This is a genomic window from Vitiosangium sp. GDMCC 1.1324 (assembly GCF_003044305.1).
GTDB lineage: Bacteria > Myxococcota > Myxococcia > Myxococcales > Myxococcaceae > Archangium.
This window is the reverse complement of sequence record NZ_PZOX01000009.1, coordinates 285,145-303,006: the sequence shown is the minus strand read 5'-3', so window position 1 is coordinate 303,006 and position 17,862 is coordinate 285,145. Positions and strand designations below refer to the sequence as shown.

The 17,862-nt window shown below is 67.7% G+C and carries 15 protein-coding genes; 8 read left to right on the top strand and 7 right to left on the bottom strand.

Annotated elements, in window-relative coordinates:
* Window positions 1-88: 88 nt before the first annotated feature.
* Complete coding sequence (locus tag DAT35_RS26725; RefSeq protein WP_108070075.1) at window positions 89-1,174, bottom strand: acyltransferase domain-containing protein; 1,086 nt, start codon at window positions 1,172-1,174, stop codon at window positions 89-91.
* Window positions 1,175-1,409: 235 nt separating this feature from the next.
* Here DAT35_RS26725 and DAT35_RS26720 point away from each other — a divergent pair, with 235 nt between their 5' ends.
* Window positions 1,410-3,500: a protein kinase gene (locus DAT35_RS26720; protein WP_108070073.1), complete on the top strand. Its 2,091-nt coding sequence runs from the start codon at window positions 1,410-1,412 to the stop codon at window positions 3,498-3,500.
* 19 nt (window positions 3,501-3,519) lie between these two features.
* On the opposite strand, the gene DAT35_RS26715 is transcribed toward DAT35_RS26720, so the two are convergent.
* Window positions 3,520-4,716 (bottom strand): PLP-dependent aspartate aminotransferase family protein, encoded by a 1,197-nt coding sequence (locus DAT35_RS26715; protein ID WP_108070071.1) that lies wholly within the window; start codon window positions 4,714-4,716, stop codon window positions 3,520-3,522.
* A gap of 48 nt (window positions 4,717-4,764) precedes the next feature.
* Here DAT35_RS26715 and DAT35_RS26710 point away from each other — a divergent pair, with 48 nt between their 5' ends.
* Window positions 4,765-5,973: an FAD-dependent monooxygenase gene (locus DAT35_RS26710; RefSeq protein ID WP_233261716.1), complete on the top strand. Its 1,209-nt coding sequence runs from the start codon at window positions 4,765-4,767 to the stop codon at window positions 5,971-5,973.
* A 72-nt stretch (window positions 5,974-6,045) separates the two neighbouring features.
* Here the strand turns inward: DAT35_RS26710 and DAT35_RS26705 are convergent, their stop codons facing one another.
* On the bottom strand, window positions 6,046-6,252 hold the full coding sequence (locus tag DAT35_RS26705; RefSeq protein ID WP_108070066.1) for a microviridin/marinostatin family tricyclic proteinase inhibitor: 207 nt from the start codon (window positions 6,250-6,252) through the stop codon (window positions 6,046-6,048).
* A 153-nt stretch (window positions 6,253-6,405) separates the two neighbouring features.
* Here DAT35_RS26705 and DAT35_RS26700 point away from each other — a divergent pair, with 153 nt between their 5' ends.
* Complete coding sequence (locus DAT35_RS26700) at window positions 6,406-6,969, top strand: hypothetical protein (RefSeq protein WP_108070064.1); 564 nt, start codon at window positions 6,406-6,408, stop codon at window positions 6,967-6,969.
* Between the two features lie 18 nt (window positions 6,970-6,987).
* On the opposite strand, the gene DAT35_RS26695 is transcribed toward DAT35_RS26700, so the two are convergent.
* Window positions 6,988-7,446, bottom strand: coding sequence for a YaiI/YqxD family protein (locus DAT35_RS26695; protein WP_108070062.1), 459 nt, complete (start codon window positions 7,444-7,446; stop codon window positions 6,988-6,990).
* Between the two features lie 210 nt (window positions 7,447-7,656).
* Between DAT35_RS26695 and DAT35_RS26690 the strand changes: the two genes are divergently transcribed.
* Complete coding sequence (locus DAT35_RS26690; RefSeq protein ID WP_108070060.1) at window positions 7,657-8,139, top strand: peptidylprolyl isomerase; 483 nt, start codon at window positions 7,657-7,659, stop codon at window positions 8,137-8,139.
* An 87-nt stretch (window positions 8,140-8,226) separates the two neighbouring features.
* On the opposite strand, the gene DAT35_RS62135 is transcribed toward DAT35_RS26690, so the two are convergent.
* Window positions 8,227-10,560 (bottom strand): S8 family serine peptidase, encoded by a 2,334-nt coding sequence (locus tag DAT35_RS62135; protein WP_108070058.1) that lies wholly within the window; start codon window positions 10,558-10,560, stop codon window positions 8,227-8,229.
* A 196-nt stretch (window positions 10,561-10,756) separates the two neighbouring features.
* The gene (locus DAT35_RS26680; RefSeq protein ID WP_108070307.1) at window positions 10,757-11,251 is read right to left on the bottom strand and encodes a hypothetical protein; all 495 of its coding nucleotides are present in this window, start codon (window positions 11,249-11,251) and stop codon (window positions 10,757-10,759) included.
* Window positions 11,252-11,377: 126 nt separating this feature from the next.
* Here DAT35_RS26680 and DAT35_RS26675 point away from each other — a divergent pair, with 126 nt between their 5' ends.
* From DAT35_RS26675 to DAT35_RS26660, 4 genes are all read left to right on the top strand, one after another.
* Window positions 11,378-13,990, top strand: a complete 2,613-nt coding sequence (locus DAT35_RS26675; RefSeq protein ID WP_108070056.1) for a LamG-like jellyroll fold domain-containing protein — start codon at window positions 11,378-11,380, stop codon at window positions 13,988-13,990.
* A gap of 162 nt (window positions 13,991-14,152) precedes the next feature.
* Window positions 14,153-16,012 carry a glycosyl hydrolase family 18 protein gene (locus DAT35_RS26670; protein WP_108070054.1) on the top strand — a complete coding sequence of 620 codons (1,860 nt, stop codon included), beginning with the start codon at window positions 14,153-14,155 and terminating at the stop codon, window positions 16,010-16,012.
* A 106-nt stretch (window positions 16,013-16,118) separates the two neighbouring features.
* A complete protein-coding gene (locus DAT35_RS26665) occupies window positions 16,119-16,772 on the top strand; it encodes a hypothetical protein (RefSeq protein ID WP_108070052.1) in 654 nt (217 codons plus the stop codon).
* Complete coding sequence (locus DAT35_RS26660; protein ID WP_108070050.1) at window positions 16,772-17,263, top strand: SMI1/KNR4 family protein; 492 nt, start codon at window positions 16,772-16,774, stop codon at window positions 17,261-17,263. The genes DAT35_RS26665 and DAT35_RS26660 overlap by 1 nt, the downstream gene beginning before the upstream one ends.
* Before the next feature lie 117 nt (window positions 17,264-17,380).
* Here the strand turns inward: DAT35_RS26660 and DAT35_RS26655 are convergent, their stop codons facing one another.
* Entirely contained in the window at window positions 17,381-17,860 is a 480-nt protein-coding gene (locus DAT35_RS26655; RefSeq protein ID WP_108070048.1) for an SMI1/KNR4 family protein, read from the bottom strand.
* Window positions 17,861-17,862 lie beyond the last annotated feature (2 nt).

The window sequence follows — 17,862 nt, the reverse complement described above, 5'->3', positions numbered from 1 at the left end:
TCCCCCAGCAACTACGATGATGAGACTCCGGCGGGAATGACATCCCCCCGGAAGAGCCGCGGCCTTCAGCCGGCCAGACGCCTGTGTGTCAGGCCACGTTCGCCAGGGACAACTCCCCGGTGCTGCTGCCCGTCAGGCCCGCCGCCCCCCGCCGGCCGAGCTCCGAGAGGAGCCGCAACGTGCCCAGCAGGTCCGGGGCGGGATCCTTCCCCCGCCGCATCGACACGAGCAGCGTCCCCGAGCGGCCCGCCCGCTCCAGGCACGATTCCAGCGAGTGCTTCACCAGCGGGTGCGGGCTGATCTCCAGGAAGACGCCGTGCCCGTCGTCGAGCAACGTGTCCACCGCCTCGCGGAAGAGCACCGGCTCGGCCAGGTTGCGCACCCAGTAGTCCGCGTCGAACCGCCGCCCCTCGAGCGCCGTCCCCGTCACCGTGGAGATGATGGGCAGCAGCTCCGGGCGGGGGTGCAGGCCCTCGAGCCTGCCGCGCAGCCCCTCGCGCAGCGGCTCCACCTGCGGGCAATGCGCCGCCACCTCCGAGTCGATCCGCCGGGCCGGCACGCCCTTCCTGCGCAACGTCATCAGCACCTGCTCCAGCACCCGCGGCTCCGCGGCCAGCACCGTCCACTCGGGGCTCGCGTGGATGACGCGCCACACCCGGCCCGAGAACTCGGGCAACGCCTCGCCGGCGCGCTCCCAGGGCAGTCCCACCACCGCCATGGCGCCCTTCCCCCGGAGCTGCCCGATGGTGCGGCCCTGGTGGCAGATGACCCGCATCGCCTCTTCCAGCGACAGCACTCCCGCCACGTACGCCGCCGCCACCTCGCCGATGCTGTGCCCCACCACCGCCGCCGGCTCGATGCCCCACGAGCGCCACAGCGCCGCCAGGGCGATCTCCATCGACACGATGGCCGGACAGCTCACCTCGATGTCCCCCAGCCGCGAGTCCTCCGCCGTCAGCGCCTCCACCAGCGACCAGCCCATGTGCCGCTGCACCTGGACATCACAGGCCTTGAGCACCATGGAGAACACCGTCGAGCACTTCAGCAGGGCCCTGCCCATGCCCGTCCACTGGGAGCCCTGACCCGAGAACACGAAGACCGGCCGGCACGGGCGCCGGCCCGGACTCGCCGGACTCTCGTGACATGTCAGGGACTCCCTGGAGGTGCACCGCATACCCCACTCCCCTCGCTGATGGGTCACCACAGCCCCACCGAATCAATTCAACCTGGGTGTATTATTAGCTCGTTTTCCAGGGAAAGTGAAGCAAGAGTTCCACGAGTAGTGGATTGTTCGTTATTCGCCTCCTTCTCGGGGTGAAAAAGAACCCCGGGGGTTTCCGCTATGAGGAGCCCGGGCTCGGGTCGGCTCTGGCGGCAGATGGGAGGGACGCCGTAAAACAGGGCTCTCCATGAGCCAGGTTCGCTACTACACGCTCGGTCCACTGATTCCTGGCGAAGGTTCCCGCCCCTCGCTCGCACTGGCGCTCGAGGAGGGCGGTGCGCCGCAGCCGGTCGTGCTGGTGTGGGCGCCGCAGGAAGTGGTGCAGGACGCGGCGATGCTGAGTCGGCTGCAGCGGGAAACGCAGCGCGCGGTCGTCTTCGAGCACCCCAACATCCTGCGGGTTCACGGACTCGTGACGGTGGAGGGCCGCGTCGCCCGCGTGACGGAGTTCGCCGATGGCGAGCCCCTGCGCCAGGTGCTGGATGTGGGCGGGCGGCTGCCCATCGAGTTCGCCCTGCTCATCGCCGCGGATGTGGCGAAGGGAGTCCACTACGCCCACGTGGCGGGCAACGATGATGGGACGCCGCTCATCCACGGCGATCTGCGCCCGGAGACCGTCATGGTCTCCTTCAATGGCGTGTGCAAGGTGTCGGGGTATGGCGCGCTCGGGGTGGCGCCGCGGGAGCGCAATGGCCGACGGGTGCGCAACCGCCGCCTGTACAGCGCGCCCGAGCAGCTCATGGGCGGCCGCGAGGCCTCCTCCGTCCTGACGGACGTGTTCCTCCTGGGCCTGCTGTTGTACGAGTGCCTCTCGGGGCGCAAGCCGTTCCAGGACTCGATCGAGCCGGACAAGGCGATCCTCAACCGGCCGCTGCCGCCCCTGCCGCCGGAGGTTCCGCTGGGCCTCAATGAGGTGGTGCGCCGCGCCACGGCGAAACGCTCCGGGGAGCGCTACCCGAGCGCCCTCGCCTTCCGCGAGGCGCTGGTGGCCGTGGCGGGCGAGCTGCCCACCTCCACGGCCTTCGGCTGGCACATGGCGAGGCTGTTCCCCACCACGAACGAGGCCCGGGTCGCCCGGAAGAAGACGATCGAGAAGGGCCTCGCGGATCTGGCGCGCGGTGTGATTCCCACGGTCACCCCGCCCGCGCACACGCCCGCGCCCATCGCAGGCGCACCGCGGACCCCGAGCCTGCCGGGCGTCCCGGTGATCCCGCCCTCCCCGAGCCTGACGGGAGTGCCGGTAGCCCCCGCTACCCCGAGCCTGCCCGGGGTTCCGGTGGTCCCTCCTACGCAGAGCCAGACCGCTGTGCCGGTGGCCTCGCCCACTCCGAGCCTGACGAGAGTGCCAGCAGCCCCCGCCACCCCGAGCCTGCCCGGGGTCCCGGTGGTCCCACCTGCGCAGAGCCAGCCCGCGGTGCCGGTGGCCTCGCCTACTCCGAGCCTGCCTGGAGTGCCGGTGGTCCCCGCCACACCCGGCCAGGCCGGAGCGCAGGCGAGCCCCGCCACCCCGAGCCTGCCCGGGGTTCCGGTGGCTCCGCCCGCCGCGAGCGCGACACCGCCCGCGGAGGCCCAGGCGCCTGTCGATCCTGTTCCACCGCCCCCTCCGGCCGCACCAGTCGCCACATCGGCGCGTCCACGCCGCTCGGCCATGCCGCTCGCCATCGGAGTCGGGGCCGTGCTGCTCGTGAGCGCGATGGGCACCGTCTGGAGCATCCGGAAGAAGCCCGAGCTCATGGAGCCCGAGGACGCGGGCGAGACGGAGGCCGCGGTGAAGTTCAACGCCCCCGTGCTGATCGAGGCGGAGCCCGTGGATGCCGGGGTGCGCGTGGCGAACAGGGATGCGGGGCCGAGCGCCCCCGTCATTGCGCCCACGCTGGTCGAGCTCGTCGTGAATCCCGAGGTGGCCGTGTCCATCGATGGCCGGGCCGTGGGCCGCTCCCCCCTGAAGGTTCCGCTCGCGCCCGGCCGCCACACGCTCACGCTGACCGATGAAACGAAGGGCCTGCGAACGGCCCGGATGATCGACGTGCGAGCCACGCCCGACCCGGTGTCGTTCACCATCCGCCTGGGCATGGGCTCGGTGCTGATCCACGCGCCCACCGGCTCCAGGGTCTCCCTCGATGGAGAGGATCTGGGAACGGCGCCGGTCTCGGAGAAGACGCTGTTCGAGGGCGAGCACCGCATGAAGGTCACCCTGAACGAGTCCGTCTGGGAGAAGACCTTCGCGCTGCCGGGAGATCAGCGCCTGGTCTTCAACGTGAACTTCGAGGCGGAGTGAGGCCCGCCGAGGGCCGGGCTCAAGGAGCCAGCGCCTGCTCGAGGTCCCGGATGATGTCCGCGGGTGCCTCCAGTCCGATCGACAGGCGGAAGATGCCGTCCCCCGCCCAGGCCCGGTAGCGCTCGAGCAGCTCGGGCGGGAGCTGGAAGGACGTCCGCTGCAGATCGTCCGTTGGCAGGTAGAAGACGAGGCTGTGGGGCTTGCCGAGCGAGACCGCGTACTTGACGACCTTCAGCCGCTCCGCGAGACGGCGCGCCACCGCGGGAGCGTCCTCCGCCTGGAAGGCGATCATCCCCGAGGTGTTGCGCAACTGTCTGCGCGCGAGCTCCGCCTGCGGATGTGACTCGAGTCCCGGGTAGAGCACGTGGTGCACGCGCGGGTGGGACTCGAGGAACGAGGCCACCGCCCGGGCCGAGGACTCATGGGCGGCCATGCGCTGGGGCAGCGTGGCCAGGCTGCGCAGGATGAGCCACGCGGGGAACGGACTGAGCACGGCGCCCAGGTGGATGAGCGAATCCTGACGCAGCGCCGCCAGCTCGGCCTTCCGTCCCACGACGACCCCTCCCAACACGTCTCCGTGGCCGCCGATGTACTTGGTCAGCGAGTGGATGACGAAGTCGGCACCGAGCTCGAGGGGCCGCAGGCCGATCGGCGTCGCGAGTGTCGCGTCGACGGCGAGCCGTGCCCCGGCGCCATGCGCGAGGGTGGCCACCGCCTCCACGTCCGTCAGCTTCAGGATGGGGTTGCACGGCGTCTCGATGTAGACGAGCCGCGTGTTCGATCGCAGGGCGGCTCGCACCTGGCCGAGGTCCGAGGTGTCGACGGGGGTCACCTCCACGCCATAGCGCCGCAGCGTCTTCCGGACGAACTCGGCCGCGCCCGCGTAGCAGACGTCACTGATGACGAGGTGATCTCCGGGCCCGAGCAGGTGCAGCAGGAGTCCGGTGATGGCTGCCATGCCACTGGCGAAGCACAGGGCATCCTCCCCGCCGTCGAGATCGGCCAGGCTGCGCTCGAGGGTCCGCACCGTGGGGGTCGACCAACGCGCATAGAAGAACGGTGACTCCTCGCCCATGTCCACGGCGGAGAAGCCCACTCCCTCGGGGTGGGCGCGGAAGGTGGTGGACATCACGAGCGGCGTGTTGAGCGGTGCCCCCTCCTCTTCATCGGCGTTGGCCTGCACGAGCCGCGTACGCACGTCCCATTCTGAAGCCATCGAGCCACCTCGTTCTGTTGGACTGCCGTGGGGATACAGTGCGCCCCCATGTCACTGCAATCGAAGCCCCAGGTGGTGATCATCGGCGCGGGCCCGGCCGGAATGATGCTCGCCTATCAACTGGTCACGAACGACGTCCCTGTGCGCGTCCTGGAGCGGCACCCCGACTTCGAGCGCGAGTTCCGTGGCGAGCTCATCCAGCCCGCGGCGCTCGGGGCCCTGGAGACGCTCGGCCTGCTGCCGAAGCTCGTGGAGCGGAAGATCGCGAGCCCGGACATCGAGCGGCGGCTGTTCGTCGGGGAAAGCCGGCGGGTCATGGTCCCGGGCGGGAAGGAGCGCGGCGCACTGATCTCCCAGGCGGGGTTCCTCCAGTACCTCCACGAGCTGTGCGGCCGCCATCCGCACTACCAGCTCGACTTCGGCACCGCGGCGCTCCAGACGATCCGCGAGAACGGCCGTGTCGTCGCCCTGAAGACACGGCGGGAAGGCACCGAGGGCCGCATCGACGGCGACATCTTCGTGGACTGCAGCGGACGGAACAGCGGGCTGCGCAAGGACGTGGGCCTCGAGGTCGAGGCGACGCAGCTCCCCGCGGACGTGGTGTGGCTGCGCTTCGACTTCTCGGACGCGCCCCAGGCCCTCCCCGAGGGCGTGGATGTGCACATGTTCGGCAGGGGCGTGGTGGCCGTCTTCTTCCCGACGACGCGCTCCCGGCTCCAGGTGGCCTACAGCGCGCCAGGGGATCTCGGCAGCCTGCGAAAGAACATCCCCGAGCTGCGGCGCCGGTTGCTCCCGACGGTGCCCTCGAAGCTGCGGCCCCTCGTCGAGGCGAAGCTCGACGAGCACACCGAGACCCAGTTCCTGCGGGTCGTCGTCGACCGGCTCGAGCGCTGGCACGTGCCCGGGCTCCTGTTCCTGGGGGACGCGGCCCATACGATGTCCCCCTCGGGGGGCCAGGGGTTGAACCTCGCCATCCGCGACAGCGTGGTTGCCGCCAACCACATGCTCGACGCGCTCCACGCAGGCCAGCCGATCGACGAGCAGGTCTTCCAGAAGATCGAGGCGGAACGCCGGACCGAGGCCGACATGATCCAGGGCATGCAGACGCGCGTGCACCGCATGGTCATGGCCCCGATGTTCGTCGAGCACATCATGTTCACCCTGCTCGGAGCGGTGCTGCGGCTCTCGAAGAAGGCGAGCCAGGGTGGACAGGGGGCCGCCCGGGTCGAGCCGCGCTACGTCGTCCCGGTGCCCTGATGACAGGGGGCCACCGGAGCAGAGCACTCCGGCGGCTCACCGGGTCCTCCAGGTACACGAAGGAGCGGGTTGCTAGTAGCCGTCGGTGGTCTCGTCACGATCCGACGGATACTTCTTGGTGAAGATCGGCCCCCAGTGGTCGTCCGCATCCGAGGGGAACTTCAGGGTCTGGGCGACGTTGCCTCCCGAGACCTCCCCGAGCTCCTGCTCCTCCAACAAACGCGCGAAGAAGGGTTTCTTGCCCTCCCGCGCCGCTGGGTCCTTGGCGTTCTTCTTCATATCGGGCCTCCTGATGGCCTGTCGGCCTGTGGGGTGCTCGATAGGTCCGAGTCCGTGGCAGGCGCGATGTCACCGCTCACGGATCTCAAGTGCACTCCCCTGCCCGCCCGGCGTGTGGGTTGCCGTGACGCCGGGTAGAATGCGAGCCCGCCTATGGACCTTCATCCCATCGCGAGTGTCGTCTGGTACGCCATTGGTCGCTTCTACGAGACCCCTGACGGCAAGAAGTTCGACCTGGGCTACTTCGCCCTCCTCGGCGGCATCGAGCCCCTCTTCAACGGACCTCCGGGCGAGGCCAACGCCTTCTTCACCTTCCGCGCCGAACCCTTCACGTCACAGACCCTCAAGAACGGGGACCTCGAGGTGTCGCTCGACCCCACCGGCAGGTTCACGCTGTTCCTCAACCGAGAGCCCCGCGGAGACTTCTCGAAGCCGGACACGTTCTCCCAGGGCGAGCCCATCGCCACGTTCGAGCGGCTGTCCACCGTCGTGGGGACATCGGTCGGGCCGCTCGCGAACAACCTGTTCTCGGCGGTGCTGCGCTCCAGCGCCGACTTCAGATTCCGGGACAGGATCTGGAACCTGGCGAGCCTCGTTCCCCAGGGCATCACCCAGCTCGGCATGTCCAGCACCACCGCGCTGCCTCCACCGCCCGGCTACAAGACGGTCCTCCCCTTCGTCGGCTCTGCGATGGCGCTCGGGGCGCATCGTCCCTGAGATGTGCTCGAGCCCCTTCTACGTCCGCGTCTTGAGGAGCCGGGTGAGCTCGCGGTCCAGGGTGGCGGCGAACTGCTGGCGATCCTGGGCGGAGAAGCCGCTGGGGCCTCCGGTCATCACGCCGCTGTCGCGCAGCTCCTGCATGAAGTTCCGCACGGAGAGGCGCTCGGAGATGTTCTCCTCACTGAAGAGCTCCCCGCGCGGATCGATCACCACCACGCCCTTGGGGACGAGCAACGCGGCCAGCGGGATGTCCTGCGTGACGGCGAGATCTCCGGCCTGGGCCGAGGCGGCGATGTGACCATCCGCCACATCGAGCCCGGCCCCCACCTGCACCGTGGAGACGAGCTCCGAGCGAGGCAGCGACAGGCGCTTGTTGGCCACGAAGACGGTGGGCACCTGGAGGCGCTGCGCCGCCCTCAGGAGGATGTCCCGAACCGGCCCCGGACACGCATCGGCATCGACCCAGATCTTCATGACGCCGCGCATCCTCGCAGACGGAGCGGAGGAGGGCACACTCTCTTCGCAGAAGAAGGAGCAGGCGGCCGACCCCCTGTGGTAGACGGCACCGGCACGCGTACAACCCCATCATCAGCCAGGTGTGGCGGGAACGCCCTCCTCCGGAGACGCCGGGGGAAGGATCCAGCTCCGAGCACGCCTCGCTGCCACGCCCCGAGGAGGGCACCCATGGAAATCGCGAAGGACAGCGTCGTCACCCTCGACTACCGGCTACACCTGGGTGACGGAAAGACGATCGACGAGAGCGACGCGGAGGATCCGCTCGTCTACCTGCACGGGTACGAGCAGATCGTCCCAGGGCTGGAGAAGGCGCTCGAAGGCAAGAAGGCAGGCGCGGCCCTGAAGGTGCAGGTCTCTCCCGAGGAGGGCTACGGGGAGTATGACCCGGATGGCGTGGAGGAGGTCGCGCGCGAGGAGTTCCCGCCGGACATGGAGCTGGTGGCGGGCGGCATCGTGAGCGCCACGGATGACGAGGGCGATGAGGTGGATTTCCTCGTCAAGGAAGTGCGCGGCGACACGGTGGTGGTGGACTTCAACCACCCGCTGGCCGGCAAGACGCTCCACTTCGAGGTGACGGTGCGCGAGGTGCGCAAGGCCACCGAGGAGGAACTCGAGCACGGCCACGCGCACGGCCCGGGCCACGAGCACTGAGCAGGGAGGGCCCACGCCCGCCATGGCGTGGGCTCGTTCCGCTCCATCCGGCATGAGGGATCGCCGGACGGGGCGTGTTCCGTCTCCTCAGGGCGTGCTCTGCGCTGTCACTGTGAGCGTAGGCGAGCACACGGTCGTGGCCGCCTGGCAGACCTTGTACGTGTAGGTCGTGCCGGTGGGGAACCAGATCAAATCCGTGTAGTAGCCCTCGGCGGAGTTGCTGGTGGTCGCCACCTTCGTCCCATCGCGGTAGACGTCCACATTGGCCCCCACCGCACCCGACCAGTACAGATCCGTGCCGTGCAGGTACGAGGCGATGATGAAGGTGTCGGCCCGGATCTCGATGGATGACACGCTCACCGTCTGGCTCGAGGTGGCGGAGGCGCCCCGGTCGTCCTTCACGGTGAGCGTGACGGTGTAACTGCCGGCGGCGGCGTAGGCGTGGCTCGGGCCGCTCGCGGTGGAGGAGGCTCCGTCGCCGAAGCTCCAGCTCCGGGAGGCGATGCTGCCATCCGGGTCCGTGCTGGTGTCGGTGAAGGTGCAGGCGAGCTGGCTGCAATTGAAGGTGAAGCTGGCCGTTGGCGGGGAGTTCGCGTTGCCGACGTTGACGTTCTGGGTCTTCGTGTGTGTGGCGCCATCGTCATCGGTCACCTTCAGGGAGACGGAGTAGATGCCCGTGCTGGCGTAGGCGTGTGAGGGATTGCGCTGGGTGGAGGTGGTGCCATCGCCGAAGCTCCAACTCCACGAGACGATGGTGCCATCCGAGTCGGTACTGGTATCGGTGAAGGCGCACGTGGTGGCGGTGCACGAGGACGTGAAGGAGGCGGCCGGCGGGGTATTGGAATTGCCGGTCAGATAGTCGAGCGCCGCCTTGGCCTGCACGAGGCCGTAGCCATATGAGTTGTCACGGCCCGCGGGGCCGAGGTCCTGCGCGGTGGCCTCGAGTGCCTGGCGGATCTGCGCGTTCGTCCAGGAGGGGTTGACGCTCCAGATGAGGGCGGCCACGCCGGACACATGCGGAGTGGCCATGGAGGTGCCATCGAGGATGTCATAGCCACTGGCGGGCTTGATGACCTGGCTGACCACGGTGGCACTGACGCCGAGACGGTTGGCCTTCAGGTCCTGGCCGTCCTGCTGGGACAAGGTGACGGCGGGGATGGTGCTGGTGCCGCCCTGGCCGAGCCCGCCTTTGAAGGGGCCGGCGACGTTGTTGTAGATGATGACGCCCGAGGCGCCGCCGTTCTGCGCGTTCTTCACCTTGTCCGCGAAGGTGATGGTGCCGCGCTCGCAGAGCACCATCTTCCCGCTCCAACTGCCCGAGCTGTCACACAGCCCGCCATCCACCAAGGGAGCGGTGACGCCGGTGCTGGCGGTGCGTTTGGCTCCGTCCACGCCGCTGGCCACATGGCTGACACCGCTCACGGTGACGGAGGTGCTCTCCTGGGCCGGCCAGGTGGAGAGCACGCCCGCGCCGGGAGCCGCGATATCCACCTGATCATTCTTCTGGGAGAAGGAGGTCACCTGCTTGTTGCTGTCGACGGCCGCCACGGAGACGACCGAGGGATAGGAGGCGGGATAGCTGTAGGCGGTATTGCCGCTGTTGCCGGCCGCGGCGATGGTGAGCACGCCCTCGTTGAAGGCGGTCTGGAAGGCATCGCGCTCGGTGGTGCTGGAGAACTGGCCGCCCAGGCTCATGCTGACCACGTTGGCGCCATTGGCCTTGCAGCGATTGAGCGAGTCCACGATGGAGGAGCCGAAGGTGGCGCCGCAGTCGTTGCCGAAGATCTTGACGATGTAGAGCTGGATTCCCTTCGGGTTGACCCCCACCACGCCCACGGTGTTGTCGAGCGCGGCGATGGTGCCGGCCACATGGGTTCCATGGCCACAGCCGTCGGTGTTCCAGTCGGACGGGTAGCCGGCGACGCTGCCGTCCTGGATGTCCTCATGGGCCACGTAGAGGCCCGAGTCGATGATGCACACCTTGCGATTGGCATTGGACGCCCGAGGCCACACCAGCGGCGCCTGCACCATGTCGATGCCGTAAGGCAACTGCTGGGCCAGGGGAACGCGGATGGGGTCCGGCTCGATGTACTCGATGTCCGGGTTGCCTCGCAGCGATGCGACCAGGGCCTGGCTCAGCTCGGCGGCCACCGCGTTCTGAGGACCCAGCTCCACCTGGACCCGGGCACCCTGGGCCTTCAGCGCGGCAATCCCCTTCTCGCTCCGGAGCCCGGCGTGACTCCGGTACTTGATGATGTAGCGGCCCGAAGCCGTCAGTTCCGCCTGGCTCTCCGGTGCTGGTGCTTCCCTGTCCGTACTGTCTGCTTCCTGGGCTGGCTCGCGGGCACAGGCTTGCACCAGGAGGGACAGCGCCACGAGACAGGGCCAAAGCCGCCGGTTCTTCGGAAGGTCGAACGTCACGAACTACCTCCTTCATGGAACGCACGGCCGGGGATGGCGGCCGCGCGTGCCTGATTGCGGAAGTCGTGGATCGGAGCCAGGGCAGAACGGCTCGGGGGAGTCTTTGTGAACAGAGGTGCCCGCCGGTGAATCGGGCGATTGTGGAGTGCCGCACCCGGGTTCGCCCTTCAAGGCGAGACGGAATGAGGACGCGCTTCTACGAGGAGCGTCCCCTCCCCCTGCGCGGCCCGGCGCACAGATAGGCGAGCATGGCGGCCTTGTCTCCCGTGGCCAGCTCGTACCGGGCACCGGGAGGGATGATGCCGTGGCGCTCGGCGATGGCTTCCACGGCGCGCTGGGCCTGGGTGAGCTGTACTCCCGCTCCCCCTCCTCCGAGCACGAGCGGTGCGCCCAGCTTGAGATCCAACACCACCACCCATCGCCGCTCGGGGCGAGGATCCGACATGTCCACCACCACGAAGTCACCCGCGAAGCGGCGCTGGTCGCAGCGGAAGGCCCAGACGTTCCGCTTGCGGCGTAGCAGCTCCCTCACGAAGGGCTTCTCATCGCTCTTCAGGACATAGCGCTCGGACAGGAGCGCCGCGGTCGAGAGCGGAAGACCCTCCTCCTTCGCGAGCAGGAGCGCCCACGGGTTGGCATGCCCGAGCAGGGCCAGAGAGACGGGCAGGATGATGGGCGGCTCTCGAGGCATCTCGCTCCGGTGGGCCCTCGACATAGCGCCCACCCGCCGCGAACGCCAAGGGAAGGAACTCCAAGAACAAGGGCATTAGTCTTGGAAAGCTGCTATAACGGCTTTTCCAAGCTAAGGAGTTCTCACATGATTCCGCACATTCGCCCCGGGCCTCCTCCGCGCGCGCTACCGCGCGTCCTCGTCCCCCTGCTCGGCCTGGTCCTGTCCGTGCCGGAGGCGGTCGCGGCGACGCGGCCTTCGCTGGTCAATACACGCATCACGACGCCCTTCGGGGCCAACGGCCACTCCTCGACCATTGATGGCCGGGTCTTCATCGGCAACGTGGGAGAGGATCACACGACGACGACCACCACCTGGAGGGCCCGGGTGTTCCGCCCCGAGGCGGTGACGTACGACGCCGAGGGAAAGCCGGGCTTTTCGAGCGCCTTCTCTCCAGGCCAGACCACACAGGTCAAGAACGGGGAGAACGCGCTGGCCTTCTGTTTCACCAACCCGGCGCAGCCCTACACGGTCAGCGGTGGCGTGGCGATCTACCAGCCCTACCTCTTCGACTCGATGATGTTCAACGGCCCGAACTACTTCCGCCGCCGCACGGTGGATGTCCGGGTCAGCCAGCCCTTCACGGCCCAGGCGGAGATCGCCTCGTTCTCCACGGGGGCGCTGGAGCAACTGACCACCGTATCGGGCGCCGGCATCCGGGGCATCGAGCCGACGATGACCTCCGATGGGCGACTGCTCCTCTTCCAGGGTGGCCCACTCAACGATGGCGGCATCGATCACCTGATGTACACGTACAACCCCATCCCGTGTGCCGCCTCGGGTTGGAGCGATCCCCGGCCGCTGTCGATGATGTTCAGCGACACCACTCCGGGCCTCAAGCGCTACCCGCTGGCCTGGCAGAAGCTGAAGACGGCCACGGGCGAGGACTTTGGTAACACCGCGACCGGCGGCAATCTGATCCGCGCCGCCTATCCCTGGGTGGATCACGAGGGCCGCAACGTCCTCTATGCCGCCGTCGGGTTCACCGGGGCCGCGGGCGGGCGCCGCGAGGCCATGAGCCTGATTGGCGCGGACACGGGGTGGATCGCCCACCACATCGACGGGAGCATCAACACGGACCGCCAGGACATCGCGCACCTCTTCTACTCGAGCCCCATGTGGAACTTCGAGCAGGAGCGCGCGCCCTCGCAGAACTACCCGGCGGGCTCGAGCAACGAGACCCACTTCCTCCCCGTCACCAAGACGCATGACGTGTTCGCCTTCTTCGGCAGCAACACGGGGGACTACAACGAGGTGGACCTGGGAGAGCTGCTCAATCCCTTCCAACTGATCTTCCTGCCCATGAATGAGCTGGTCACGCGGGCGGGGACGTATGATCTGACGCGCACGCCGGATGGCTCGGGCCGCTTCTACACGGGGACGCTCGTGGGCACGGCGCAGATCTCCGAGAAGAACGAGGTGACGCAGCCGCCCTCGGGCTCCTTGTGGGAGCCGCATGGCAAGGGCAAGGCCCTGGTCCTCCCCGGCGGAGGCGCCGTCACCGTGAACCTGACCGATCCCTCCAGCACCGTGCCGGGCGTCGGGGCGTACGTGCGGGGCTTCACCGTGCAGCTCGCCATCCGCCCGGACGCCACCATCAACCAGGGTTGCACGGGCAATCCCTACCGCTACCTCCTGGCGAAGTCGGGGGGCCTGGATCTCATCTACGAGGCGAACGGCGCGGTGCAGATGTCGTTGGTGATCAACGGGCAACGGGTTCGTCTGGGGTTCAGCCAGGCGCTTCCCAAGGGAGTGTGGACGCACCTGGCCTACTCCTGGGATGGGCTCACGGGACAGTTCGCCGAGTACATCAACGGCAAGGCCACGGGCCGCGCACTGCCCAATGCACCCGGCACCTTCCGGTTGGGCACGGGCACTCTCTACGTCGGCTCGGGCTCGAACCTGGACACCCAGAGCTGCCCGGCCAACGGAGAGGGTTCCTTCCAGGGCTCCATCGACGAGGTGCACTTCTTCACCAACGCTCGCTCCAACCGCAGCGTCTGCCTGTCGACGCTGGGCGCGGACTGCAAGGAGGCCGCCATCCAGGAAGAGCCCACCGGGGGCCAGTTCGTCATGAGTCAGCAGAACCCGTCCTGCAACAGCCTGTCGGCGCTGGGCTCGCAGGCGTGTGCCATCTCCATGCACCGCGTCTGCGCGCAGCGCGGGGCCGACGACGCGCTGGCCAACGCCACCAACTTCTACGAGACCCTCCAGCAGGTCATCGGCAACCGCCCGCCCATCTCCCTGCTGGGCGTTCCCGCCAGCGCCACCAGCACGGAGGTCAGCGTGGCGTGCGCTCCCATCCAGCACCAGAGCCTGGCGGTGACCTTCGAGGAGCTGGCGCGCCGTCACTCGGGATGCACCGATGATCGGGTAGCCCAATCCACCGATTGCACCGCGGCCGCCCACCGGTGGTGCCTGGGTCTGGGCTGGACGACCGGGCACATCTTCGAGCTGACCTCCCGCCCGTGGGTGGGCTGCTTCAATTCGGGGCTCATCCAGGATGTTGCCCGCTCGGAGCTCGGGCCTGTCTCCAACACGGGCAACTTCACCTCCGCGGAGTCCCGGCTGGAGGTCAGCAAGTGGTGTCAGACGCGGGGTTATGGAGCGGGGGTCATCCAGGAGGTGCCCAGCGCCACCACTGCCCACGTCCACTGCTTCAAGCCCGCGGTGACCCAGGCTTGGAAGTTCGTTCCCTGAGCATCCCCGCCACCCCGGGTGACTCCACGGTACCCGGGGTGTGGTCCTCCCGCTTACCTCGGAAATGACCGGTTAACCCGAAAAATACGTTCGGGCTCTCCCATTCGGTGACTCCCAGCGGGCCATCAGCCCCCGGGTGCCGCTCACCAAAGGAGAGCCAGGATGCTCATCCATCGACTGCTTCATTTGACCCGCCGCTTTGGAAACAAGGCGTTCGCACTGACGGTCCTCGCCGCACTGGTACTGAGCCTGGTTCCCGCCATGGCCTCCGCCGCCGACCGAGGCGCCTGGGCGGCAAATACGCAATATGCCGTCGCCGACACCGTCACCTATGGAGGAAAGGGATACGAGTGCCGGCAGTCGCATCAGTCCCTGGTCGGGTGGGAGCCCCCCAACGTTCCCGCCCTGTGGTTGGAGAAGGCTGGCACCGTGGACACCCAGGCTCCTTCTACCCCGGCGGGCCTGACCTCCACGGGCAAGTCCTCCAACAGCGTCTCCCTGTCCTGGAGCGCCTCGACCGATAACGTCGGCGTCACCGGTTACGAGGTGTTCATCGGCAGTGCGACGTCTCCGGCGGCAACCGCCACGGGCACGAGCGTCACGGTCTCCGGCCTGTCGGCCAACACCACGTACACCTTCACGGTGAAGGCCCGGGATGCAGCCGGCAACCGCTCGGCCGCGAGCTCCGCGTACAGCGTGACGACGGACCCGCAGATCGTGGACACCCAGGCGCCCACCGCGCCGACGAGCCTGCGCTCGACGGGCACCACCAACAACAGCGTCTCGCTGGCCTGGAACGCCTCGACGGACAACGTGGGCGTGACCGGTTACGAGGTGTTCATCGGCAGCGCGTCCACCGCGGCGGCGACGGCCACCGGCACGAGCGTGACGGTCTCGGGGCTCACGGCGAACACCACGTACAGCTTCACGGTGAAGGCCCGCGATGCCGCTGGCAACCGTTCGGCCGCCAGCGCCAGCGCTTCGGCGACGACCCAGACCGCCCCCTCGAGTGACATTCCCAGCAAGGTGCTCGTCGGTTACTGGCACAACTTCGACAACGGCTCCGGCTTCATCCGGCTGCGCAATGTCTCCTCGAAGTGGGACGTCATCAACGTCTCCTTCGCCGAGCCGACGAATGGCTCGACGGGAGGCACGATCGGCTTCACGCCCTACAGCTACACCGAGGCCGACTTCAAGGCGGACGTCGCCTACCTGCAGAGCCAGGGCAAGAAGGTGATCATCTCCATTGGCGGCGCCAACGGCCAGGTCCGGCTGGAGACCGAGGCGGCCAGGACCGCCTTCGTGAACTCGATGATCTCCATCATCGAGAAGTACGGCTTCGACGGTATGGACATCGACTTCGAGGGCCACTCGCTTCAGCTCAATGCCGGTGACGCGGACTTCAAGAACCCGACGACCCCGCTCATCAAGAACCTGATCTCCGCCATCCGCGCCATCCACGACCGCTTCGGCTCGAAGTTCGTGCTCACGATGGCGCCGGAGACGTTCTTCGTGCAGCTCGGGTACTCGTTCTACGGCGGCACCTGCCTGGGTTGTGACACCCGCGCCGGCGCCTACCTGCCCGTCATCCACGCGCTCCGGGACATCCTCACCTGGCTCCAGGTCCAGGACTACAACTCCGGACCGATCACCGGGCTCGATGACCAGTACCACAACATGGGCAACGCGGACTTCCACGTCGCGATGACCGACATGCTGCTCACCGGCTTCCCCGTCGGCAAGAATACGAACAGCTTCTTCCCCGCGCTTCGTCCGGATCAGGTGGCCATCGGGCTGCCGGCCAACGGCAACGCCGGCGGTGGCTATACGACTCCCGCGGAGGTGCAGAAGGCCCTGGACGCCCTGTTGAAGGGCATTCCGATCGGCTCGTACACCGTGCGCAGCAACGTGGCGAACAACAAGAGCTTCCGCGGACTGATGTCCTGGTCGGTGAACTGGGACGCCTTCGCGAACTACGAGTTCACCAACAGCCACCGGCCCTATCTGGATGCCCTGAAGTAACCGCGGTGCCATGCACCCCGCGCCAGAGATGGGTCGCGGGGTGCATCCGGCCGGCCCCGGCGGTTGCTGCACGGCTGGCCGCTCGGCGTGACGAGGGAGGAATCCCATGAATCTGCGCTGCACGGCCGTGTTGATGGTGCTCCTCGCTGGGTGTGGCTCAGCCAACCTCGGAACCAAACCCACTCCATCTCCCGGGGCCAAGCCCGCCGTGAAGAAGGAGCTACCCTGGCTGACAGTGCCGGGCGGACGAATGAAGACGACCCTCTTCTACGGCCCCTGGCAATGCCGCCAGGAGTTCATGAACTCGTGCCAGATGCAGTGCGCCCGGGAGGGTTACCTCCTCAAGGGATGCATGTGGCTGGCCGATTTCAAATTCGATTGGGAGGGAAGCCTCTTCCTCTTGCCCGTGGATGCCGAGGCCGGAAGCCGCTACGGCATCTACCACTGCTGCTGCAACTACCCCACGTTGACGAAGGAACAGAACAAGGCCAGGCGCGACCAATGGAAGGCCGCGATGGAGTCCTTCCGGCAGAGTTGGAGTGAGCGGTTCGGTGACTGGCCCACGGCAAGCACAGGCGTCAACTGGCCGGGACACCACATCCGGGACCTCTGGCACGGCGGCAACCCGGTGGATCTCAACAACGTCTTCCCCGTGCAGCCGGGCGTTCACGACGATTACACCAGGGAATACCCCGCTTGCTACAGCGGCCAGTCGCCTTGGAATACTGTAGGCCCCGATCTGCCCTACACGGATAACTGATGGCGCCCACCCCGATCAGCAGCCTGCTCGAAGAGGTCTCCCGCGACCACTTCCCGCATCCCCCCGCAACGCCACGGGAGATCGAAGAGTTCGAGCGGCGGGTGGGCTGGAAGCTGGACTCCGATCTGCGGGCCTTCTACCTGCACTGCAACGGCGCCGAGCTGTTCAAACGGCTGCCGAATACTCCCTATCGCCTCCTTTCCCTGGCTGAGATCATCCGCGCTCGGGTGGCCATCTACGGGGAAGATGATGACAGGTGGGGCCCGGCCTCGATGTATGCCATCTGCGACGTGCAGGACGGAGACTACGTACTGGTAGACGTGGCCCGCCAGGAGAACGGCCGCTACCCCTTCGTCGACGGCTACCACGAGGCATGGCCGGACCCGTACTATTGTGAGCAGGTCGCCGGTTCCTTCTCGGAGTTCTTGGAGAAGGCGCTGCGCAGCAAGGGGCGCCTGTTCTACTTGCAGCAGTCGCAGAGCCAGGAGTAACCCGGCTGACGCCGTCCGTAGGCCAGCGGTTCGTCGGAGGAGAGGTCGTTCCAGTTGACCCGAAAAAAGCCGCGGGAAATCTCTTCGAGCACGCGGATCATGGGCATGGCCACGGTCTCATTCCCCCAACCAATAAAGGCCGCGCCGGGTGCGCAGCACTTGCTCCAGGAACTCCGAGAAGGAGTTGGCAACTGGCCCACAGTATTTCGGGTTGGGCCATGCCTCGTGGTAGCCATCCGTCAGGGGGTAGCGGTCGTTCTCCTGGCGGGCCACGTCCACCAGTACGTAGTTGCCGTCCTGCACGTCGCAGATGGCCCACATCGATGCGGGCCCATGCGCGTCATCGTCGTTCTTCTTCCCGAAGATGGCCACCCGCGCTCGGACGACCTGTGACAGCGGGAGGATGCGGTAGGGAGTGTCCGGCAACCGCTCAATCAACTCCGCCCCGTTGCAGTGCAGGTAGAAGGCGCGCAGGTCCGGGTCCAGATTCCAGCCCACCCGCCGCTCGAACTCCTCGATCTCCTCGGGCGTGGCGGGGGGATACGGGAAGTGGTCACGGGAGACCTCTTCGAGCAAGCGGCTCATGGGCGTGGCCATCG